Genomic DNA, 21498 nt, shown 5'->3' with positions numbered 1-21498 from the left:
TCGGCCTCCTGATCAGCGTGGCACTGGACGTCGATGTCCTGACAACCGCGGCCGGGGATGGTCAACGGTTTGCCAGATGCACCACCATAGCGGTGCTTGGTTACCCGTGTGTGCCACGACACACATTTCACCAGGGCCGCAGATCCTCCGGTGGACACTGAGTTAATCTGATCGGCGGGGCCGAGGGGCCCGGTGAGATCGGTCGACAGGAGGACGTCGTGATGCGCGCGAACCGCTGGGCAGCGGCGCTTGCTGCGGCAGCGCTGACCGGGATGCTCCTGGGGTGCACCCCCGAGGATGAGGTCCAGGACCCGGGTGGGGCTGCTCCGGGAGCCGACCAGGCCAAGAAGCCCGACGGCGATGACAGCGGCGATCGTGAGCGCGTCACCCTGCCCCCGGAGTTCCTGGAGTGCGGTGATCCGGACGCCCTGGATGAGGACGAGGGGTTGATGCTGGCGTCATTGGACCTGGCCGGTGCCCAGTGGTCCACCCCGGAGGGGTTCGTGGAGACGTTCTCCTATTACGAGGACAATCCGGTGGAGAACCTGGTGGACCTGTGGGTGGCCGAGCCGGTGGAGGATCCGGTGATCTTGAACGTGGTCAATGTCGCGATCTACGACGGCCTGGACTGGGATGGCGCCGCCGACGGGTGCAACCGGGTGCCGTTGGCGGCCGTGGAGGACCGGCTGGCGGACTACCGCGACCAGATCGGGGCCGAGGAGATCTCTGAGGCGGAGATGACGCTGCTGGCCGGCCACCCCGCGATCACCCAGTCGGTGAGTCTGAGCAACTACGACTACCTCGGTTACTGGCTCTTCTCCCGGGACCAGCTCCTGCACCTGTACTGCCAGTGGACCAGCGAGCGCGAGGTGATCGAGGCCGGCTGCGCACAACTGGTGGACTCCCTGGAGGTGGACTGATCAGTCCTGCCAGCGCACGGGCCCGCCGGTCTCGGCGAACTCGGCCCGGGCGGCTGCCAGCACCTGGGGATCACTGAGCACGTCCAGCACGGTGCCCGCGATCCCGATCACCCCCTCCAACAGGGCGTCCCGGGCGGGGGGAGTGCGGGTGGAGGCGGCGAACTCGGCGGTGTGGGCGGGGATGTCGGCGCCGGTGGTGTCGAGACTGGGATGGATCGCCGGGACCACCTGGCTCACGTTCCCCATGTCCGTGGAGGCACCGCCGCCGGATCTGGCGGCCAGGTCGCGTCGACCGGAGAGCACACCCGCGAAGCTCCGGGTCAGGACCGAGTTGGTGCGGACCGGCAGGTAGGCCGGCTGGCGGTCCCAGACGATCTCGGCGGTGGTGCCGGTGGCCGTCGCCGCACCGCGAAGGGCCGCGTCCACCCGGGCGGACAGGTGACGTAGGCTGTCCACACCGGCGGAGCGTACGTAGAAGTGCGCCGCCGCTCGGTGCGGGACGATGTTGGGCGCCTGACCGCCGTCGGTGATGATGCCGTGCACCCGGTCGGTCGGCAGGATGTGCTGGCGCACCTGGGCCACCGACTGGTAGGCGGTGACCACGGCATCCAGGGCGTTGTACCCGCGCTCCGGGGCGGCCGCGGCGTGGGCCGCTGTCCCGGTGTAGGTGACCTCCACATGCCGCATGCCCAGGAACATCCCGTCGAGTCGGTCGGTGTTGCCGGGATGGACCATCAGGGCGGCGTCGACGTCGTCGAAGCCGCCGGCCCGCAGGATGAGTTCCTTGCCGCCACCGCCCTCCTCGGCCGGGGAGCCGATGAGTTCCACGGTGCCGGGATCCGACGCAGGGGCGCCGTCGTGGGCCTGAGACAGCAGGTCCCGGGCCACCAGGAACGCCCCGGTCGACATTGCGGCGATCAGGTTGTGTCCGCAGGCATGCCCGATCTCGGGCAGGGCGTCGTACTCGGCCAGGATCGCCACCTTCGGGCCGGACGTGCCGGCGCCGGCGCGGAACGCCGTCGGTAAACCGTAGGCCCCCACCTCCACGTCCGCGCCGTGGCGCGTGAGCAGGTCGGCGATCCGGGCAGCGGAGCGGTGCTCGTCGAATGCCGTCTCGGGGTCGGCGTGCAGGGCGCCGGCCAGTTCGTCGAGTTCGTCCAGCAGGCTGGTGGCACGCTCGATCACCTGCTCGCGTAGCACGGGATCGAAGGGCCTCTCAGGGCTCTGCGTCTCGCTGGTGGGCATAGTCCTCCGTTCGCTGGTGACCTGAGCCTCGCAGACCCGCGTCGGTGCGGACACAGGCATGCCGGCGGCGTCCGCATGCTGGGCCCCAGGTGGGCTAGCGCAGGGCCTCGTCCGGTGCGATCCAGGGCCCGGTGTTCTCGGAGGGGTCCAGGATTCCCGCTTCCAGCCAGCTGAGGTCCCCGCGGAGTACGGCTCGGGCGGTCCGCTCATCCGAGGCATCGGTGTTGATCCACAGTTCGTGGAACAGCCGGGCCACGGTGCGCCGCGCCTGACGGCAGTACGACGCGGCCAGCCGAGCAGAATTCGGGGCGCTGCCGTCCTCCTGCTGCGTCCGCGCGCGGAGGCACACCGCGGTCATCGCGAAGAGTTCGGCGCCGATGTCCACCACCCGGCCCAGGAAGCCCTGCTTGTGCTCGAGCCCGCCCTGCCAGCGGGCCATCCCGTAGAAGGTGGACCGGGCCAGCCGGCGACTGGCCCGCTCGATGAACCGCAGGTGCGTGGCTAGCGGGCCGAACTCGGCGTAGGACCCCGGCACCATCCCCTGGCCGGCGAGCAGACCGGGGAGCCAGGCGGCGTAGAAGCGCGCAGCGCGGACGGCGGCGCGGGCCCTGTCCTGCCCGGTGGCCTCGGGGTCGATGATGTCACCGGCCACCGACAGGTGGGTGTCGACCGCGTCCCGGGCGATGAGCAGGTGCATGATCTCGGTGGATCCCTCGAAGATCCGGTTGATGCGCAGGTCGCGCAACACCTGCTCCACCGGCGCCGCACGCTCGCCGCGGGCTTGTAGGGAGTCGGCGGTCTCGTACCCGCGGCCCCCACGGATCTGGACGAGGTGGTCGGCGATCAGCCAGGCCCGCTCGGAGGTGAAGAGCTTGGCCAGGGCTGCCTCGATCCGCACGTCGGCGCGGTCGGCGTCGGCGAGCCGGGAGGTGAGTTCGAGCACCGCCTCCTGGGCGTAGGTGTTGGTGGCCATGAAGGCGATCCGGTGCGCCACTGCGGCGTGCTCGCCCACTGGCCGGCCCCACTGCACCCGCTCCCGTGCCCACTCCCGGCCGATCTTGAGGGACCACTTGCTGGCCGCGACGCACATGGCCGGGATCGACAGCCGCCCGGTGGTCAGCGTGCTCAGCGCGATCTTCAAGCCCCGGCCCTCCTGGCCGAGCATGTTCGCGGCCGGAACGACGACGTTGCTGAAGCGGGTCAGGCTGTTCTCCAGGCCGCGCAGACCCATGAACGCATTTCGCCGCTCGATGGTGATGCCGGGGGAGTCCGCCTCGACCACGAACGCGGTGATCCCGCCGGGGTGTCCGTCCTGCTCCGGGACCCGGCCCAGGACCACCAGCAGATCGGCGATCGACCCGTTGGTCGCCCACAGTTTGGAGCCGTCGAGCACGTAGTTGCCGTCCTCGTCGGGGGTGGCCCTCAGGTGCAGACGGGCAGGGTCGGAGCCCACGTCGGGCTCGGTCAGCAGGAATGCGGAGATCTCACCGGCGGCGCACCTGGGCAGGAACCGTGCCTTCTGCTCCTCGGTGCCGAACTGGCGTACCGGCTCGGGTACCCCGATCGACTGGTGCGCCGACAACAACGCACCGAGCGCGGGGCTGACCGTTCCCACCAGCATCAGCGCGCGGTTGTAGTACACCTGCCCCAGGCCCGCACCACCGTACTCGGTCGGGATCTTCATCCCGAACGCCCCGGCCTGCGCCAAAGCGTCGAGGACGACCTGGGGGACCTTGGCCTCGCGTTCGATCGCGGCGCCGTCGATGCCGGCCAGAACCTCGCGCAGTCGCCCCAGGAAGGCCTCGCCGCCTTCGTCCGGGTCGGAGTCCGGGGCCAGGTGGTTCTGGAGGATCTCCGGTCGGAAGCGGCCCAGGTACAGTTCCTTGGCGAAACTCGGCTGGTCCCACCGGGTGTCCCGGGACTGTTCGGCGACCCGTCGGGCCTCGCGTTCGTCTACTTCGGGTCTCGGCACCATGACGGCCTCCTGCATCGACGCGGGTACCCCTAGTCTCGGGTATCCCGGCGGCGGCGGCAACGGTGGTGATGTGAGCCCCGGGCCGAGATGCACACCGCACATGCCGGTGAGAAAGTGCGTTCAGGCTCGCGCCACCGCGGCGCGGCCCGATACGGGAGCGCAAACATGACTCAAGACACCCTCGGCGAGCAGGTCCGGACTGTGGCCGCACTCCCGCCGGGTTCAGCACCGTTCAGCCCCTTCTCACCCCGCGGGGAACTGAGTTCGTACCTGCTCAACCTCCTCAGCGGTCCTGGTATGGACGGAGTCGGTGAGTTGGCCACGATCGGTGACCACGCGCTCGCGCGCGCGGGTGAGGTCATCACCGACGACGATGTGCAACTGAGCCTGTTCGCGCTCTACAGCCTGGCCTACGGATCCTTCGACGCGTTCGGGGACCGGTGGGAGTGGTCCCCCGAATTGATCCGGCTGCGCACCGACCTCGAGCACGCCTTCGAGTCCGCGTTGCGGGAGCGGATCCGGCCTCCTGAGTTGCCGGCGGCCACGGCGGGGGCGGTTGCCGAGGCGCTGTTCGGCCTGACCGCTCCCGCCCCCAGCGGTCCGAGTCTGTCGCGTTATGTGGCCAAGCACGCCACCGCAGAGCAGGTCCGGGAGTTCCTGGTGCACCGCAGCATCTACACCCTCCGGGAGGCGGACCCGCACTCCTGGGCCATCCCACGACTGACCGGCCGCGCCAAGGCCGCCCTGGTGGAGATCCAGGCCGATGAGTACGGCGGCGGCAATCCCGGACGGATGCACTCAGCGATCTTCGCCGGCACTGTGCGTGGGGCCGGCCTTTGCGACCACTACGGGCACTACGTGGACCATGTCCCGGCGGTCACGCTGGCCTCGCACAACCTGATGTCCATGTTCGGGATCAACCGCAGGCTGCGGGGTGCCGTGGTCGGGCACCTCGCGGCTTTCGAAATGACCTCCTCGATCCCCAACCGGCACTACGGTGACGGCTTCCGCCGGCTCGGGTTCGGACCGGAGGTGACCTGGTACTTCGATGAGCATGTGGAGGCCGACGCCGTTCACGAACAGATCGCCGGGCACGACATGGCCGGCTCGCTCGCCGAGGATGAGCCGGCCCTCCTTGAGGACATCATGTTCGGCGCCATGGCCTGCCTGAGGGTCGATGACTGGGTCGGGGCGCACCTGCTGGATGCCTGGCAGGAGGGTCGTTCCTCCCTGCGCAAGCCGCTGACCGAGGCCTGACCCCGTGACGGAGGAACTGTATGAACCAGCCCGCTGAACCGAGCATCACCGCCTATCCGAACGGACCGCTCCTGGTCCGGGGTGGTGTCACCATCGTCGGGGCCGATGGCACGCCCATCCCCATGGAGCGCCGGACCGTGGCACTGTGCCGCTGCGGGGCGTCGGCCATCAAGCCGTTCTGCGACGGCAGCCACAAGGCGATCGGCTTCCGGACCGAGCCCTGCTCAGGCGCGTCCGACCTCGTTGACGGCGGCGGAGAACAACCATGGTAGGCGTTGGGCTGCCGGAACCAGGTGCGGCCGGAGCGGGGAGGCGCCCGCAACCATGAGCACCCGCGTCAGGATGGAGTGGCGGCGCACGATCCGCCGCCACGTCCGTTCATAGTTGCCGGGACGGTCCTGCACGGTCGCCTCGATCGCACCCTGGGCCTGGGCCAGCGCCAGGCTGACGCCCTCACCGGTGATCGCATCGAGGTACCCCCCGGCATCGCCGACCAGGAGGACGCGGCCGGCCACTCGCCGTCGGGCATGCTGGCGCAACGGTCCGGCGCCGCGCACCGAGGAGGCGGGCGCCGCCCCGGCCAGGCGCGCCCGCAGGTCGGTGAACTCGGCCAGCTGGGTCTCATAGGGTGCCCGCCGGCTGGTCAGGATCGCGATGCCGACCTCGTCCTCGGCGACCGGGGTCACGTAGGCCTCCGCGTGTGCGGACCAGTGCACCTCGACATGGTCGGTCCACGGCGCACGGCGTACGTGCTGGCGCAACCCGTACCGTCCCGGCCCACGGGTGGGCCGGTCCAGCCCGAGCATCCGGCGCCCGGGGGAGTGTAGGCCGTCGGCCAGGATGAGGTACCCGGCCACCGTGCCATCGACGACGACGCCCCTGGCCTGGGATTCGACCGCCCGTACCCGGGTCTGCTCGATGGGGATACCGGCCTCGCGGGTGGCCTGCAGCAGTGCGCGGTGCAACTCGGTGCGACGCACCCCGCGCCCGGGCGGGCCCAGGAAGTGCGCCTCGGCCTGCCGGCCCGGAGCGCAGTACCGCACTCCCTTGAGGTCCTGCCCCTTCGGGTGCACACCGAGTCGCTCCAGGTGGGCGATCCCCGCGGGCATCACGCCCTCCCCACAGGCCTTGTCGATCACGCCCTCGCGCGGCTCACGCACCACCACCGACATTCCGGCCGCGACCGCGTGCAGTGCGGTGGCCAGACCGGCGGGGCCGGCGCCGGCGATGACCAGGTCAACGGCCACGCCTCAGCCCTGTGCCGGTGCTGCGGCCACGAGCGCGCGGTTCTCGGTCCGGATGCGCACGGTGAGCAGCGCCGCGTTGGCCACCGTGAACACCGCCGCGGTGATCCAGGCAGAGTGCACCAGCGGCAGGGCGAATCCCTCCACCACCACGGCCACGTAGTTGGGGTGGCGCAGCCACCGGTACGGGCCGCCCTGGACCAAGGGCAGCCCGGGTACCACGATCACCCGGGTGTTCCAGCGCCGCCCCAGGGAGGAGATGCACCACCAGCGCAATCCCTGGGAGCCCAACGCCAGCACCAGCATCGTCACCCCGAGTACCGGCACGAACGGGACCGGGGTCAACCACACCTCCGCCAGGGCACCGGCGAGCAGCCCGGTATGCAGCACCACCATCACCGGGTAGTGGCCGGCACCGGCCTCCCAGGCACCACGGGCGAAGGCCCACGCGGCGTTGCGGCGCGCGACGATCAGTTCAGCCACCCGCTCCAGCCCGACGGCCGCGATCAGCACGGTGAACAGGATCTGGGAGGTCACCGGGCCTCCAACAGCACCAGTTCCAGGCTGAATCCCGGACCCATCGCCATCATCAGTCCGAAGGTACCCGGATCGGGCGAGCGGTCCAAGGCGGCCCGCAGGATGTGCAGGACCGAGGCCGAGGAGAGGTTGCCCACCTCCCGCAGGGACCGGCTGGTCAGTTCCAGGGCTTCGTGGGGCAGGCCGAGGGTCTCGGCGAGGGAGTCGATCACCTTCGGTCCACCGGGGTGGCACACCCACCAGCCCACATCGGCGATGGACAGGCCGTTGCGGGCGAGGAATGCCGCGACGTCGTCGCCCACGTTGTCGCGAACCAGATCGGGTACCTCCGCTCCCAGCACGATGCGCAGACCGGTGCTGCCCACGTCCCAGCCCATGGCCTCGGCGGTTCCGACGTAGAGGCGGCTGGCCGAGTCCAGCACCCGCGGGCCGGTGCTGCTCGGCACGCTATGGTGATCCGCTCCGGTCGCGATGAGCGCGCCACCGCCGTCGCCGAACAACCCACTGGCCACCAGGTTCGCACCGGAGTCATCACCACGCTGGATCGTCAGGGAACACAGCTCCACGCTGATCAGAGCAGCAACGCCGTCGGGCCGTCCCCGCAGGAAGTCATGCAGCCGCGCCGTGCCTGCGGCGCCGGCCATGCACCCGAGGCCCACGATGGGCAGTCGCACCACGTCGGGGCGCAACCCCACCCGTTCGGCTATCCGCGCCTCGAGCGAGGGCACGGCGAGCCCGGTGATCGTGACCGAGACCACCAGGTCGACATCCTGCGGGGTCAGGCCGGCCTCCCGCAGGGCGTTGGTCAGGGCGAGGGCACCCAACTCGACGGAGGCTTCGATGAATGCGTCGTTGGTCTGCCCGAAGTCGGACAGTGCGGCGTAACGTTCCAGGGGCAGGGCCAGGTGCCGGTAGTCCACCTCGCAACCGCCGTGGATGCGCCGCAGCATGCGTTCGCCGGGGGCGTCCACTCCGATGATCGGCACCAGTGCATCGGTGAGTTGGCTCTGGCTGTACCGGTGCGCAGGAAGCACCGGCGCGACGGCGAGCACCTGTGTCATTTCTCGAGCGTACGGATATTCGCCGGGGTTCGCGTCCTGTGCCGACGCCGGTGGGACCGCGTAGCCTCAGGGGGTGCGCATCGTCATCGCTCTGCTGCGTGCCACCCATCCCGCCCCTACCGTGGTGGTCACCGCCCTGGCGACGCTGCTGGCTCTGGAGGCAGGTCACGACGCCGGGACCATCGCCGTCGTGGCGCTGGCGGTGCTGACCGGGCAGTTCACGATCGGCTGGTCCAACGACCTGCTCGACGCCGACCGGGACCGGGCTGTGGGGCGTACGGACAAGCCGCTGGCCACGGGCGAGTTGACCAAGGCGACGGTCGTGGCGGCTCTTGTCGCATCGGCGCTGGTGTGTCTCGCCTCGAGCCTGGCGCTGGGTTGGGCTGCGGCGCTGGCGCACCTGGTGCTGGTCGGCTCGGGCTGGGTCTACAACGCCGGACTGAAAGCCACGGTGTGGTCATGGGTGCCCTATGCCGCCGCATTCGCTGCACTGCCGGCCGTTCCATGGCTGGCGTTGACTCCCGCGATGCTGCCGCCCTGGTGGATGCTCGCCGTCGGTGGGTTGCTCGGAGTCGGAGCGCATCTGGTCAACGTGCTGCCGGACCTCAGCGATGATGCCGCCACCGGGGTGCGCGGGCTGGGCCACCGGCTCGGCGCACCTACCTGCGGGCGCCTTGCCGTCGTCGTCCTTCTCGCCGGTACGGCCGTGGGTGTGCTCGGGCCTGCGGGACCGGTGCCCTGGTGGGCCTGGGGGGTGCTCGTCGTCGCGGGGGTGCTGGCAGCAGCCTCGGTGGCGGCACCGCGCCGGCTTCCGTTCTACGGGGCGATGGCGATTGCGGTGTTGAACGTGGTGATGCTGCTGGCCAGGTCCGGCTGAACCGGCCGAAAGGCATTTACCACGGTTGACGACGTTTAGTTACCGCGCTACGGTCCGGGCGTCCTTTTCTTACGACGAAGTGAGGCACTCGATGTTGCGTGGATACAAGGCACCGCTGGGCGCGGTGGTGGCGCTGGCGGCCGGTGTGATCGCCGCACAGGCACCGATGACCGGCAACGACACCATGCCCAGCGGGGATGCTCCGGCCTGGGTCGAGGACGTCGACCGGATCCTGGCGGACTCCCGGTTGGACGGGGCGCTGGCCGGGGTGGTGGTCCAGGACGCCCGGACGGGGGAGCGGCTGTACGAGCACAACCCGGGCTATCGACTGATGCCCGCTTCGAACGTGAAGATGCTGACATCGGCGGCGGCGATGGAGTTGCTCGGGCCGGACTACACCTACACCACCACGGTGCTCACCGACGGCGAGCGGCGCGGGAACTCCGAGGTGGTGCACGGGGACCTGTACCTCAAGGGTGACGGCGACCCCACCATGCTGGAGCAGGACTACGCCGCGCTGGCGGAGCAAGTGGCCGACGCCGGTATCCGCCGGGTGCACGGGGACCTGGTTGCCGACGACACCCGGTTCGACAGTCAGCGACTGGGCCCGTTCTGGTCCTGGGGCGATGAGGACTTCTACTATTCCGCCCAGATCTCCGCGCTGTCGGTGGGCCCGAACGAGGACTACGACGCCGGCACGGTCATCATCAACACCGCACCGGGCAGTGCCGGCGAGGCCGCCGAGGTCTCGGTCATCCCCGAATCCGACTACATCAGCATCGACAACCAAGCCACCACCGTGGCGCCGAGCGGGGCGACCTCGATCAGCGTGACGCGTGAGCGGGGCTCGAACACCTGGACGGTCAGTGGAACGATTGCCGCGGACGCCGATGCCAGGCGGGTGTGGCGCGCGGTGTGGGAGCCGACCGGCATGGCCGCGGCGGTGTTCGCCAGGGCGCTGCAGGACCATGGCGTCGAGGTCTCTGGTGACATCCGGACGGGCGTGGCCACACCGAGCGGTGCCGAGGTGGTGGCAACGCACGAGTCGATGACGCTGACGGAACTGCTCAACCCGTTCATGAAACTGTCCAACAACGGTCACGGCGAAGTGCTCCTGAAGACCCTCGGCGATGAGATCGCGGGCAGTGGCGACTGGTCCAGCGGCGCTGAGGTGCTTCGCGGCTACCTGGAGTCGTTGGGGGTGACCAGTGAGTTGCGTCTGGTGGACGGCTCGGGCCTGTCCCGCGGCAACCAGATCCCCGCCGGTGAGTTCGCCACCTTCCTGTACGAGGTGCAGGAGGCCGACTGGTTCGAGGACTGGTACGCCGAGTTCCCGGTGGCCTGCGCGGGGGAGCGGATGGTCGGTGGGACCCTGAACTCGCGGATGTGTGAGACCCCGGCACAGGGGAACGTGCACGCCAAGACCGGGAGTCTGACCGGGGTGACCGCACTGAGCGGCTACGTCACCGACGCCGACGGACGTGACCTGGTGTTCGCGATGCTGTTCAACAACCACCTAGTGGGCATCGGCGACATCGAGAACCAGATCGCGGTGACCCTGGCGTCGCACTCCGAGGACGGCGGTGCGGCGGTCGCCCCGATGGCGATCGAACCCGCGTACGAGTCCGACCCGGACCTGGAGTGCTCATGGCAGAAGGGTGAGGCGGCGCTGACCTGCTGAGGGCTCCCGGGCAGCACGTCCGGCCCGGCACACGTGCCGGGCCGGTCGTGCGGACTTCTCGGATGCGGACGGCGCGGGACCGCCTCAGCCGTGGGCTCCGGTACCGAGCCAGCGACGGTTGCCCTCCCGGTCACGCACGTACTCCGGCCACGGCAGGTGGGTCGGCGGCTGGAAGTCCGCCGGCAGCAACGGCTCCATCCCCTCGGTTTCGGACCGCTCGGCGAACTCGGCCGCGGCCCGGGCGCGAGCGTCCTCGTCGCACAGCAGGTCGATGAAGGTGCCGGCCACGGTCTTCCCGGTGACTTCGATGGTCGGGTCGATGGCGGCCGGGATGCCGCCGAGGGCGTTCATCACCCAGGGTGGGTAGGCCCCCCGCCCGGGAGCGGGTCGCAACGCCGGGCGGGCCACGTAGAACCGCACCGTCGGGGCGTAGTGGGTCATCTCCACGTAGTCGTCGCTGGTCCAGTTGCGTTGCCAGGCGGGCATCTGCTCACGTAGGGCGGCCTCGGCCTCCTGCGGACTGGTCAACTGTTCGCACTCGGCCAGGAACGGCTGCGTCATCGGGTCGATGCCGAGTTCGCGCTGGATGTCCTGTGCCGCTCCGATCGCCTCGGGCCCGTAGGTCGGGGCGCCCACCTCGGCCAGGTTGTCGTAGAGCACCTGCGCCATCGTGTGGTTGGTCAACCCAGGCCGGGACCGGGCCACCCAGGTGCTCTCCAGCCGGCAGTGGGCCATCGCCGCGGCGTGCTCGGCATTGCGATCCAGCACGGCGAGCACGTGCTCGGCCATCGGCACGTCCGGGGTGCGCCAGGAGTACTGGATGCGCGCCACCTGGGCCGGGAGGTTGTCCGCGGTGGCCTGCCCGGACGCCAGGATGGCATCAGACAGGCTCCACCCGCCCACACTGGGCAGCATCGCATCGTGCATGGTGCGCGACGCGGAGTGCATCTGCATCAACGCGATGTTCGCCCCCGGTGCGCGCGCGGCCGAATGGGAGGCTGGGATCGGGGAGTTCGGGTCGGCGCCCAGTTGCCAGGTCTGCGGCTCGTCGCAGACGAACTCATACACCTTGGAGTAGTACGCCCCGCACTGGGTGTCCCACCGGGCGGTGTTGCACAGCGGCAGCATGTAGAACGGGTGGAAACTGATTATGGCGTCCACGCCGTCGTAGTACCCGCGCAGCCCGTGCACCACCTTGGACCCGTGCATCTTCTCGGCCGGTTCCCCGGTGTAGCGCAACCTGCCCGGGATGTCGCGCTCGATCATGGCATGCTGGGTGGCCAGCAACCCGGCGAGGGTGGCGATGCCGAGTACCGAGTGCGGGTCGGTGTGCCCGGGAGCATCGGGACCCAGGCCCTCGCGGGGCCGGCGCCGAGTGGTCGCCTCCTGGCTGTTGCCCGGCACGGCGTCGTACTCGGCATAGGTGAGCAGGGTTGGGCCGGGACCGTTGCTCCACTCGGCACAGAACGCGGTAGGCATCCCACCGGAGCCTTCCTCCACGTCGAAGCCTTCGGCGCGCAACCGTTGCACATACCAGGACGCGGACTCGTGCTCGCGCCAGGCCGGCTCGGCCAACTCCCAGATGTGCTGATGCCAACGGGACAGGTCCCTCATGTGCTCATCGACCCAGGCCCGGGCGGTGGCCTTGGCCGTCCCCGGCAGTTCCGCACCCGACTCGCTCGACATGTCAGCGGTCATCCTTGCTCCTCGGTTTCGAACAGTGACAACGGCACGTGCAGCAGATGCACCCCGCCGGCGTCGATCGCCGCCCGTAGTGCCCCGGGCAGATCGCCCGCGACGCGGACCGAGGCCCCGCTGCCGCCGAACGCGGTGACCAGCGCCGGCCAATCGGGCTGGTCCAGGCGCACCCCGATCGGAGGGATGCCACGGTCTGCTTCGTTCTCCTCGATCTCCCGGTAGCCACCGTTGTCCACGCACACCACGACCAGGTCCAGGTGCTGCTCCAGGGCGGTCATGAACTCCTGCACCGAGAACATCAACGCACCATCGCCCAGCACGCACACCACGGGGCGGTGCGGACTGGCGACCTTCGCGCCGATGGACGCCGGTAGCCCGTAGCCGAGCGTCGCGTAGGTGGCCATGTACAGGTAGGAGTTCGGATGCTCCACCGGCACCATGTTGGCGGTGCCGTAGTAACAGATCTGTGAGGAGTCCGCCCCCAGGATGACGTCCGCGGGAAGGCCGGCTGCGATCGCGTCGCAACAGGCGGCGGTGGCCGGGGCCCACTCCCGGCTCTCCCGGTCGATCTCGGCGCGGGCCACAGTGGCGCGGCGTGCTCCGGTGGTGTCGCTCGGGTCGCCGTCGGGCAGCGCCTGCAGCAACTGCTCGACGACGACGCCGGCGTCTCCCACGATGCCCATGTGGGCGGGCAGGTTCTTATGAATCTGCGTGCTGAGCAGATCCACGCGGATCACCTGGCCGGACGGTTGCAGCGGCCCCCACCACAACTCGGCCTCGCCGACCTTCGAGCCCAGCACGAGCAGTACATCGGCGTCGTTGACCAGCGCGTGGGCCGCCTTCAACCGCAGCGTGGACCCCACCGCGAGTGGGTGTGACTCCGGCACCACACCGCGTCCGTTCAACGTCGTCACCACCGGTGCGCCCAACCGTTCGGCCAACGCGGTGACCCCGGCGCCGGACCGGACCGCGCCACCACCGGCCAGGACGACCGGACGGGTGGCACCGGTGAGTAAACGGACAGCGCGGGCGACGTGCTCGTCGTCGCCGGCGGCCGGCTGCGGTTCGGAGTGGGGTCGCAGCATCTCCGGAGGGCAGTCGCTCTCCCCTTCGAGGACGTCGAGGGGGACCTCGATCACCACCGGACGCGGGCGGCCGGCGCGGAAGAGGTCCATCGCGTCATGGACGGCCTGGACGGCTTCCCGGCCGGACTCCACCCGCCGGGCCCACTGCACCACGGCATCGGCGGCGGCGCGGGTGTCCTTGGTCTCGTGCAGCGCCCCGATGTCGGCGAACTCCTGGCCTAGCGGCGGGCCGGGAGTGAGGATGATCATCGGGCGGGACTCGGCGTGGGCGGTGGCCGCCGCGGACAGCGCGTTCAACAACCCGGGGCCCGAGGTCGTGACCACCACACCGGGAAGACCGGTTTGCAGCGACCACCCGTCGGCGGCGTACCCGGCGCCCTGCTCGTGGCGGGTGGTCACGGCGTGGATACCCAGTTCCGGAAGGTGACGGTAGAACTCCAGATTGTGCGTGCCGGGGATGCCGAACACGGTGTCCACCCCGTAGGCGCGCAGCACGGTCAGCACGTCCCGGCCCACGTTCCTGGCACTCTCGGTCGTCATGCCGACTGCTCCGACTCGTAGCGGGGTACCCCGTCCACCCAGGTGGAGACCACGGGGATATCGGCGATGGATTGCGGATCCACTGCGAGCGGATCCTCGGCGAGCACGGTGAAGTCGGCGAACTTGCCTACGGCGAGGGAACCCAGTTCCGCCTCCCGTCCCAGTGCGCGCGCCCCGGACAGGGTGTGGGCGTGCAGCGCCTGCTCGGCGGTGATCCGCAATTGCGGCGGGCCCAGTTCAGCACCCTGCGCGGTGCGGCGGGTCACCGCGGTCTGGATCGCCTGCAACGGCAGGGGGTCGGCCACCGGTGCGTCCGAACTGAGCGTCACCGGAACCCCGGCGGCGGCGAACTCGCCCAAGGGGTTGAACCGTTCCCCGGGGCTGCCGATCGCGTCGAGCACCCCTTCACCCCAGTTGTAGTAGTGCTGGGTCTGGTTCACCGGCATGATCCCGGCTGCGGCGATCCGGTTGACCTGCTCCGGTGTGGGCAGCCCGCAGTGCTCGATCCGGTGCCGTGCGTCGGGCCGGGGATCGTCGCGTTGGGCGGCTTCCACCGCATCGAGCACCATCGCGATCGCGTCCGGAGACTGGGCGTGCGTGGCGGTCTGCAGGCCGGCGCGATGGGCGCGGGCGATCATCTGGGCGTACTCGGCCGGCTCGTGGTAGAGCATGCCGGTGCGGCAGGGGTCGCCGACGTAACCGTCGGGGAAGTAGGCGGTCCACCCGCCCAGGGTGCCGTCGGCGTAGAACTTGAATCCGGCGAAGTGCAGCCTGGAGTTGCCGAACGGGCCGTGCAGCCCCATCTCCAGGCCCTCGTCCAGCAAGGCGGAGAGCAGGTACATCGAGTACCGCACGTGCAGATCGCCGGCCTCGGCCAGATCCAGGTAGGTGGTGAACTCCCGGCGCGTCACCTGCGCATCACCCACCGCGGTGACCCCGCCGGCCAGGAACGAACGCTGCGCGGTCCGCAACTGATCCAGGTGCTCCTGCCGAGGGTCACCCAGGTGCAGGTTGGGGCCGTGGTTGCCCACCTTCACCCCGTCGGCGCCGGTGAGGATGTTGCATGCGGCGTCGGAGAGTTCACCGGTCAACTCCCCATCGGCGTCGCGGAAGAACTCCCCGCCGGGCGGGTTCGGAGTGTCCCGGGTGATGCCGTACTTGGCGAGCGTGTAGGAGTTCACCACGCCCCCGTGCCCGGATGCGTTCATCAGGTACACCTCCCGGTCGGTGGCGACCTGGTCCAACTCGAACCGGGTGGGGTGACGGCGCTCGGCGAGGTTGCGGTGCTCGTACCCGTAGCCACGGATCGGTCCCTCACCGGGTGACAGCCGAGCCCGTTCCCGTAGGTGCTCCACGATCTGGTCGATGGTGCGGGCCCTACCCGGGCTGCAGTCCACCCAGGATCGCATCTGCCCGTGCATCAGCGGGTGGGCGTGGGGGTCGATGAACCCCGGCACCACGGTTTTCGCGCCCAGGTCAACCGTGCGCGGCCGGCCCAATCCGGCGTCGTCCGCCGCTGCCCGGCACCGCTCGGTATCACCAAGCGCGACGATCCGTCCGCCGGCGATGAGCATCGCGCTCACCACACCGTCCGGCTCCAGTGTCCGGATCCTCTCGGCGGTGACCAGGGTGGGTGCCCAGTGTTCCGGCGTCCCGTCGAAACTCCGCAGCGTTCGCATCGGCTCCCTCACTTCCACTCGGCCCACCCCCGGTGTCGCTTCCTGGTCGGGGCCGGGGAGGGTAGGCCCGGACCGGGTACGTGCCGACGGTACGCGCCACCTACTCGTTGGCCTCCCGTAGCGCCCGCGCGGTGAGGACATCCTCCTCGAACACCTCATCGACGCGCTGGGGCGCCAGGGCAAGGCAGACGATGCTGATCGCGGTCATCGCGAAGTACAGGATGATCGCGCTCCAGATGGTGTCGGTGGCCTGGTACAACGCGGTGGCGGTCACCGGTGCCAGCCCGCCCCAGATCGCCGCACCGATGGAGTAGGAGATGGACAGGCTGGTCTGGCGGGAGTGCGGAGGGAACACCTGGGCCAGGATCGAGGCCATCGGGGCCCAGGCGAAGTTCATCCCGATCCGCACCGCGGTGAAGAGCACGTACATCAGTGCGACGTTCTCCGGGGCCATGGTCAGGAACATCGGCACCACCAGCGCTGCGGTGAGGATCAACCCGCCACCCATGGCCCGTTTGCGGCCGATCTTGTCCGAAAGCCACCCGATCAGCAGACAGGAGACCAGTTCACCGAAGGCCGCAACGGACAAGATGGTGAGCATCTGGTTCTCGCTGATGCCGATGCCGAACGCGGGTTCGGTGCCGTACGCGGTCGCGAACGTGGTGACCATGTAGTACCCGCCGGTGGAGATCGGGATCAGGCCCACGCCCAACAGGATCAGTTTCCAATTGCGTAGGAACGCAGCCTTGACGGGCAGTTCCTCCTTGGTGTCCTGCTCGATCTCGCTGGTGAACACCGGGGTTTCCTCCACGGTGTACCGCACCCAGAAACCCACCGCGATCAGCACCGCGGACAGCAGGAACGGGATCCGCCAGCCCCACTCGTACAGGAACTGGGAATCGTTCACGGTGAGCAGCCAGAAGATCCCGGAGGCCAGCAGGGCACCCATCGGATTACCCAACTGCGGGAATGCGCCATAGAACCCCTTGAACCGGTTCGGAGCATTCTCCACCGACATCAGCACCGCACCGCCCCACTCACCACCGACGGCGATTCCTTGCAGTGCGCGCAGCACAATCAGAAGGATCGGGGCGAGCACGCCCACCGACTCATAGGTCGGGAGCACGCCGACGGCGGTGGTCGCGACGCCCATGAGCACCAAGGTCATGACCAGGGACCGCTGGCGCCCGAACCGGTCACCGACGTGCCCGAAGATGACTCCGCCCAGGGGCCGGAAGAAGAAGCCGACGGCGTAGGTGGCGAAGGAGTACAGCACACCGGTGATCGGGGCTGCGTCGGGGAAGAACAACGGCCCGAAGACCAGCGCCGCGGCCGTGGCGAAGATATAGAAGTCGTAGAACTCGATCGACGTTCCGACGAAGGAGGCCATCCCGGCCCGCAGGGCCCGCCGATGGCTGAATGTCTGCCCGTCGCCGGGCCGAGGGCTGGAATTCTGCCCGCTGGGAGTTCCGGTGCTCATTACATACCGCCTTGCGAAGGAGGAGTAGTCGCGGCACCCCGGGGTCACCGATCCGGGACATCGTTGTGGTCCGCGCCAGATTGTGGGTGTGAGCATACGAGCCTGCCGGGCGCCCCACAACACAGGTCTGTTGTGAACTCAAGGGAATTCCGCAGACCTGTTGGCAGCGGATGGCAGAATCGTTCGTGACACGCGCAGCAGGCGGCCGGACTGCTGACGAATTGATGGGGATCCGTTCAGAAAGGCATGCCAGGGTCGATGAGCGCCGACGGTGGCTACGGGCTGGACCTGGATCGCCGGCTGGTGCGCGCCTTGCAGCAGAACCCCCGGGCCAGTGTGGTGGCGCTGGCGCACGCGATCCACGAACCACGGGCGGTCGTTGGGCAGCGGCTGCGGGCATTGATCGATTCGGGCGCCATCCGGGTGGTGGCTGCGGTGCACCCGCACTTCGCCGGGCTGCAGGTCACCGCGCACGTGTCGGTGGCCACCAGGGGTCCGGTGGCGGACGCGGCGACCCTGGTCGCCTCATGGCCGCAGACGGTCCTGGTGTCGATCGTGGCGGGAGCCCACGATCTCATCATGGAGGTACGGGTGCCCACCCACACCGACATCCAGGCACTGCTCGCCCAGGTCCGGCGCCACCCGGCCGTGGTGCGGACCAGCACGGTCATCTACACCGGCGTGTTCAAGGGGCTCCTGGAGCACGATACGTATGAGCCGATGAGCATCGACGCCACCGACCGGGCGTTGCTAAGGGAATTGCAGCGCGACGGACGCGCGAACTGGCAGGACCTGGCTGCGCGCGTAGCCCGGTCCTCCTCGGCGGTTCGTGTGCGGGTCAATCGGATGTTGCAGGCGGGGATCGCCCGCCTGGTGGTGGTCCAGGAGCGGGGTCACTTCGGCAGGTTGCTGACCATGGGGGTGGGGTTGACCCTGCGGTCGGAGGCCACACAGGTGCTCACACGGCTGCGTCATGAGGAGGATGTGGAGTTCGCCGCGGCCACGATCGGACGCTTCGATGCGGTCGTCACACTGCGCGGAGCCAGCCCGGTGGACCTGGATGCCTCGCTGGAACGGCTGCGGTCCTTCCCGGAGGTCACCGCTCTGGAGGCGTGGGCGCATCTGCGGTCGGTGAAGGAGGACTACACCAGTGCCCTGTAGGTTTCCCGGACCGGGCTTGCTCAGTCAGCGGTGAGGAACGCACCCGCAGGCCCGCTGGGCGCGGATTCGCGGTTGGCCCACAGGGAGAGGATTTCGTAGCCGACGTGGGCGGCGGCGATCCCGGTGATCTCAGCGTGGTCGTAGGCCGGGGCCACTTCCACGATCTCGGCGCCCACCAGGTTCAGGCCCTGCAGACCGCGGATGGTGTTGAGGAGTTCCCGGCTGGTCAACCCCCCAGCCTCAGGGGTACCGGTGCCTGGCGCGGCCGCGGGGTCCAACACATCGATGTCTACCGACAGATATACCGGCGCATTCCCCAGGCGGCGGCGCATCCGCTCCACGATCGCGGCCACCGAGGTGAACTCGTACTCATCGGCCCTGATGATCTGAAAGCCCAGCACCTCGTCGTCGGTGAGGTCCTCGGCTCCGTATAGGGGACCCCGGATACCGAGATGCATACACCGGGCCAGGTCGAGCAACCCTTCCTCGCTCGCGCGCCGGAACGGGGTGCCGTGGGTGTAGGGGGCGCCCATGTAGGTGTCCCAGGTGTCCAGGTGAGCGTCCAGGTGCAGCACTGCGATCTTGCCGTGACTGCGGTGTACCGAGCGCAGGTTCGGTAGCGCCAGGGTGTGGTCGCCACCGAGGGTGAGGAGTTTGGCACCGTCGGCGCGCAACTCATCGGCGTTCGCCTGCACAGCCGCGATTGCCTCGTCGATGTCGAAGGGATTGACGCCCAGGTCTCCGCAGTCGGCCACCTGCTGGGCGGCGAACGGGGCGGCACCGGTGGCCTGGTTGTAGGGACGAAGCAGTTTGGATGACTGGCGGATGTGGGCGGGTCCGAACCTGGCGCCGGGGCGGTAACTGACCCCGGAGTCGAAGGGCACGCCCAGGATCTTCACCTCGATCGGCGCCCCGGGGCGGGCGGCCTGCACCTCATCCAACCTGGGTAGTAGCCCGAATGTGGGCGGGCCGGCGAACCGAGGCGTGGCGCTGTAATCAGCCGGGCCGAGCCGGTCTTGCGAGGCGTCCATCAGACTCCCTTACGGATCAACTTCTTGTTCACGAACTCCTCGGCGCCCAGCAGGCCGAGTTCCCGCGCGGTCCCGGAGCGTTTCACACCGCCGAAAGGCAGCTCGGGGCTATCGGCGGCCACGATGTTGATGAACACCATGCCCACGTCCAACTGGTCGGCCACTCGGTCCGCCTGCTGCTGGTCGGTGGTGAAGACGTAGGAACCCAGGCCGAACCCGGTGTCGTTGGCCAGGTCAATGGCTTCCCGCTCGCTGCTCACCCGGAACACCATGGCTACGGGACCGAAGAACTCTTCCCTGTAGGCATTCATCTGCGGGGTGACGTCGGTCAGCACCGCCGGGGGGAAGAACGCCCCGGAACGTTGGCCGCCGAGCCGCAACGTGGCACCGTCGGCTACCGCACGGTCGAGTTGGTCCTGCAGGTTCCGGGCCGCCTGCACGGAGGACAACGGGCCCAGTTCGGTGTTCACCGATGTGGGGTCACCTGGTTCTACCGCCGCCATCGCCGCCCGGAACTTCTCCAGGAACTCCTCGTACAACTCCTCGATGATGATGAAGCGTTTCGCGGCCGAGCACGCCTGCCCGGTGTTGTCCAACCGTGCCAGCACCGCCGCCTCGACAGTGGCATCGATGTCGTCGGTCGACAGCAGGATGAACGGGTCCGACCCACCCAGTTCCAGGGCAACCTTCTTCAGGTGTCGCCCGGCGACCTCCGCGACCGCCGCACCGGCCCGCTCGGAACCGGTCAGCGACACCCCTTGCACCCGATCGTCGGCGATGACGTCGGCCGCCTGGTCGTTGGTGAGGTAGACGTTCACGTACGCCCCCTCGGGTAGGCCGGCGTCCCGGTAGATCTGCTCCAGCGCGGCAGCCGACTCCGGGCACTGCGGAGCGTGCTTGAGCAGGATCGTGTTGCCCAGCACCAGGTTCGGTGCGGCGAACCGGGCCACCTGGTAGTAGGGGAAGTTCCACGGCATGATGCCCAGCAGCACGCCCAGCGATGCGCGCCGCACCACCGCGCTACCTTCTCCGAGGATATCCACCGGTTCATCCCGGGTGATCGTCTCAGCGTGGTCGGCGTAGAAGTCGTTGATGTCGGCGGCGAAATCCACTTCCTCCACCGCCTGCAGGTAGGGCTTGCCCATCTCCCGCACGATGATGCGGGCCAGGTCTTCCCGACGCTCCCGGTGCAACTGGGCAGCCCGGCGCACCCCGGCGGCACGTTCAGCCACCGCCGTCGCGCTCCACGTGCGGTGCGCTGTGGCGGCGGAGGCGATGCCCGCCTCCACCTGCTCACCGGTGAACACCGGGAACGAAGCCACCTGCTCACCCGTGGCGGGGTTGATCACCTGGTATTCGATCATCACGGGGCTCCGTTTTGCGTCAATGCGGATGAAGCCACTGTACCGAGGTGCCGGAGTTCAGTCGCGGGCAGAACAGGCCGGCCGTGTCGCCGAGATCTCTTAGGGTTGGAACGCCCAGTGCCAGGGCTCGCGCGGGGTGTCCTCGACGAATCCGAACTGTGCGGCGTTCGTACGCATCCATGCTTGCGCCGGTGCATCCAGGTCGAGGTCCACGGCCATTCCCCAGCCGTGTTGGCTGGTACCCGGCCTGGCACCCAGGCCGCCCTCGGAGTACAGACCCTTGCGACGAACGACGTCGACCTGCACATCGTACGGGCGGTAGGAGTCGGTGACGCCGATGCTCACGCCGTCGGCCGCAGCCGCCGTCAGCAGTTTCTCGAACGACTGGGCGGCGGGTGCCCACAGTCTGTGGCCGGTGTTGCCTACCGGTTCCAGAGCCTCACGAGGGATGCGGCCGTTTCCGTACGCGGCAAGATCGACCGGCACACCGTCGGCGTTGACCTGGAACCCAGACGGTCCGAAGTTGGAAGGTGCGGCAATCGCAGCCGGGGCAGTGTCAGCGACGGCGTTGGCGAGGACGCCGGCGAACGATGTGACAGAACCTGCGGATGGCTGCACGCGCGGAACCGAGACCGAGCCGAGGGTCGCCTCGATCTGCGCCAC

At 69.2% G+C, this 21498-nt stretch carries 18 protein-coding genes; 6 read left to right on the top strand and 12 right to left on the bottom strand.

Annotated elements, in window-relative coordinates:
• The first annotated feature begins 218 nt into the window (after positions 1 to 218).
• Positions 219 to 920, top strand: a complete 702-nt coding sequence (locus ACO0LV_RS17060; protein WP_424789124.1) for a hypothetical protein — start codon at positions 219 to 221, stop codon at positions 918 to 920.
• On the opposite strand, the gene ACO0LV_RS17055 is transcribed toward ACO0LV_RS17060, so the two are convergent.
• Together ACO0LV_RS17055 and ACO0LV_RS17050 are read right to left on the bottom strand one after the other, a co-directional pair.
• The gene (locus tag ACO0LV_RS17055) at positions 921 to 2165 is read right to left on the bottom strand and encodes an amidohydrolase (RefSeq protein ID WP_424789123.1); all 1245 of its coding nucleotides are present in this window, start codon (positions 2163 to 2165) and stop codon (positions 921 to 923) included.
• 94 nt (positions 2166 to 2259) lie between these two features.
• Positions 2260 to 4140: an acyl-CoA dehydrogenase family protein gene (locus tag ACO0LV_RS17050; protein WP_424789122.1), complete on the bottom strand. Its 1881-nt coding sequence runs from the start codon at positions 4138 to 4140 to the stop codon at positions 2260 to 2262.
• 165 nt (positions 4141 to 4305) lie between these two features.
• On the opposite strand from ACO0LV_RS17050, the gene ACO0LV_RS17045 reads away from it, so the two are divergent.
• Positions 4306 to 5397, top strand: a complete 1092-nt coding sequence (locus tag ACO0LV_RS17045) for an iron-containing redox enzyme family protein (protein WP_424789121.1) — start codon at positions 4306 to 4308, stop codon at positions 5395 to 5397.
• A 20-nt stretch (positions 5398 to 5417) separates the two neighbouring features.
• Complete coding sequence (locus ACO0LV_RS17040; protein ID WP_424789120.1) at positions 5418 to 5669, top strand: CDGSH iron-sulfur domain-containing protein; 252 nt, start codon at positions 5418 to 5420, stop codon at positions 5667 to 5669.
• Here the strand turns inward: ACO0LV_RS17040 and ACO0LV_RS17035 are convergent.
• From ACO0LV_RS17035 to ACO0LV_RS17025, 3 genes are read right to left on the bottom strand one after another with little or no spacing between them, the layout of a single operon-like run.
• Entirely contained in the window at positions 5622 to 6644 is a 1023-nt protein-coding gene (locus ACO0LV_RS17035) for an NAD(P)/FAD-dependent oxidoreductase (protein WP_424789119.1), read from the bottom strand. The genes ACO0LV_RS17040 and ACO0LV_RS17035 overlap by 48 nt on opposite strands.
• A 3-nt stretch (positions 6645 to 6647) precedes the next feature.
• A complete protein-coding gene (locus ACO0LV_RS17030) occupies positions 6648 to 7178 on the bottom strand; it encodes an isoprenylcysteine carboxyl methyltransferase family protein (protein WP_424789118.1) in 531 nt (176 codons plus the stop codon).
• A complete protein-coding gene (locus ACO0LV_RS17025; RefSeq protein ID WP_424789117.1) occupies positions 7175 to 8239 on the bottom strand; it encodes a type III polyketide synthase in 1065 nt (354 codons plus the stop codon). The genes ACO0LV_RS17030 and ACO0LV_RS17025 overlap by 4 nt, the downstream gene beginning before the upstream one ends.
• 73 nt (positions 8240 to 8312) lie before the next feature.
• Here ACO0LV_RS17025 and ACO0LV_RS17020 point away from each other — a divergent pair, with 73 nt between their 5' ends.
• On the top strand, positions 8313 to 9116 hold the full coding sequence (locus tag ACO0LV_RS17020) for a UbiA family prenyltransferase (protein WP_424789116.1): 804 nt from the start codon (positions 8313 to 8315) through the stop codon (positions 9114 to 9116).
• A gap of 91 nt (positions 9117 to 9207) precedes the next feature.
• Positions 9208 to 10797 carry a D-alanyl-D-alanine carboxypeptidase/D-alanyl-D-alanine endopeptidase gene (gene dacB / locus ACO0LV_RS17015; protein ID WP_424789115.1) on the top strand — a complete coding sequence of 530 codons (1590 nt, stop codon included), beginning with the start codon at positions 9208 to 9210 and terminating at the stop codon, positions 10795 to 10797.
• 84 nt (positions 10798 to 10881) lie between these two features.
• Here dacB and ACO0LV_RS17010 read toward each other — a convergent pair whose 3' ends face one another.
• The 4 genes from ACO0LV_RS17010 to ACO0LV_RS16995 all read right to left on the bottom strand — a co-directional run bounded on the left by ACO0LV_RS17010 (position 10882) and on the right by ACO0LV_RS16995 (position 17279).
• Positions 10882 to 12495, bottom strand: a complete 1614-nt coding sequence (locus ACO0LV_RS17010) for an amidohydrolase (RefSeq protein ID WP_424789114.1) — start codon at positions 12493 to 12495, stop codon at positions 10882 to 10884.
• The gene (locus tag ACO0LV_RS17005) at positions 12492 to 14120 is read right to left on the bottom strand and encodes a thiamine pyrophosphate-binding protein (RefSeq protein WP_424789113.1); all 1629 of its coding nucleotides are present in this window, start codon (positions 14118 to 14120) and stop codon (positions 12492 to 12494) included. Before ACO0LV_RS17005 ends, ACO0LV_RS17010 begins: the two co-directional genes overlap by 4 nt.
• Positions 14117 to 15799 carry an amidohydrolase gene (locus ACO0LV_RS17000; protein WP_424789112.1) on the bottom strand — a complete coding sequence of 561 codons (1683 nt, stop codon included), beginning with the start codon at positions 15797 to 15799 and terminating at the stop codon, positions 14117 to 14119. Before ACO0LV_RS17000 ends, ACO0LV_RS17005 begins: the two co-directional genes overlap by 4 nt.
• Positions 15800 to 15899: 100 nt before the next feature.
• The gene (locus tag ACO0LV_RS16995; protein WP_424789111.1) at positions 15900 to 17279 is read right to left on the bottom strand and encodes an MFS transporter; all 1380 of its coding nucleotides are present in this window, start codon (positions 17277 to 17279) and stop codon (positions 15900 to 15902) included.
• A 258-nt stretch (positions 17280 to 17537) separates the two neighbouring features.
• Here ACO0LV_RS16995 and ACO0LV_RS16990 point away from each other — a divergent pair, with 258 nt between their 5' ends.
• A complete protein-coding gene (locus ACO0LV_RS16990; RefSeq protein WP_424789110.1) occupies positions 17538 to 18440 on the top strand; it encodes an Lrp/AsnC family transcriptional regulator in 903 nt (300 codons plus the stop codon).
• Between the two features lie 20 nt (positions 18441 to 18460).
• Here ACO0LV_RS16990 and speB read toward each other — a convergent pair whose 3' ends face one another.
• The 3 genes from speB to ACO0LV_RS16975 all read right to left on the bottom strand — a co-directional run.
• A complete protein-coding gene (speB, locus tag ACO0LV_RS16985) occupies positions 18461 to 19471 on the bottom strand; it encodes an agmatinase (protein ID WP_424789109.1) in 1011 nt (336 codons plus the stop codon).
• Positions 19471 to 20835 (bottom strand): NAD-dependent succinate-semialdehyde dehydrogenase, encoded by a 1365-nt coding sequence (locus ACO0LV_RS16980; protein ID WP_424789108.1) that lies wholly within the window; start codon positions 20833 to 20835, stop codon positions 19471 to 19473. The genes speB and ACO0LV_RS16980 overlap by 1 nt, the downstream gene beginning before the upstream one ends.
• A 99-nt stretch (positions 20836 to 20934) precedes the next feature.
• Positions 20935 to 21498: M15 family metallopeptidase (locus ACO0LV_RS16975; protein ID WP_424789107.1), on the bottom strand; the 564-nt coding region annotated here is incomplete at its 5' end.

The sequence above is a fragment of the Pseudactinotalea sp. Z1739 genome, assembly GCF_049725055.1.
Classification (GTDB): domain Bacteria; phylum Actinomycetota; class Actinomycetes; order Actinomycetales; family Beutenbergiaceae; genus CALKWS01.
Note: the sequence above shows the minus strand (reverse complement) of the source record. Positions and strands in the feature narration are given on the sequence as shown.

Excerpts from the sequence above, each read along its gene's own strand:
- ACO0LV_RS17055 (WP_424789123.1), bottom strand. The coding sequence starts at position 2,165 with ATGCCCACCAGCGAGACGCAGAGCCCTGAGAGGCCCTTCGATCCCGTG.
- ACO0LV_RS17050 (WP_424789122.1), bottom strand. The coding sequence starts at position 4,140 with ATGGTGCCGAGACCCGAAGTAGACGAACGCGAGGCCCGACGGGTCGCC.
- ACO0LV_RS17045 (WP_424789121.1), top strand. The coding sequence starts at position 4,306 with ATGACTCAAGACACCCTCGGCGAGCAGGTCCGGACTGTGGCCGCACTC.
- ACO0LV_RS17040 (WP_424789120.1), top strand. The coding sequence starts at position 5,418 with ATGAACCAGCCCGCTGAACCGAGCATCACCGCCTATCCGAACGGACCG.
- ACO0LV_RS17025 (WP_424789117.1), bottom strand. The coding sequence starts at position 8,239 with ATGACACAGGTGCTCGCCGTCGCGCCGGTGCTTCCTGCGCACCGGTAC.
- dacB (WP_424789115.1), top strand. The coding sequence starts at position 9,208 with ATGTTGCGTGGATACAAGGCACCGCTGGGCGCGGTGGTGGCGCTGGCG.
- ACO0LV_RS17010 (WP_424789114.1), bottom strand. The coding sequence starts at position 12,495 with ATGACCGCTGACATGTCGAGCGAGTCGGGTGCGGAACTGCCGGGGACG.
- ACO0LV_RS17005 (WP_424789113.1), bottom strand. The coding sequence starts at position 14,120 with ATGACGACCGAGAGTGCCAGGAACGTGGGCCGGGACGTGCTGACCGTG.
- ACO0LV_RS17000 (WP_424789112.1), bottom strand. The coding sequence starts at position 15,799 with ATGCGAACGCTGCGGAGTTTCGACGGGACGCCGGAACACTGGGCACCC.
- ACO0LV_RS16995 (WP_424789111.1), bottom strand. The coding sequence starts at position 17,279 with ATGAGCACCGGAACTCCCAGCGGGCAGAATTCCAGCCCTCGGCCCGGC.
- ACO0LV_RS16990 (WP_424789110.1), top strand. The coding sequence starts at position 17,538 with ATGAGCGCCGACGGTGGCTACGGGCTGGACCTGGATCGCCGGCTGGTG.
- speB (WP_424789109.1), bottom strand. The coding sequence starts at position 19,471 with ATGGACGCCTCGCAAGACCGGCTCGGCCCGGCTGATTACAGCGCCACG.
- ACO0LV_RS16980 (WP_424789108.1), bottom strand. The coding sequence starts at position 20,835 with ATGATCGAATACCAGGTGATCAACCCCGCCACGGGTGAGCAGGTGGCT.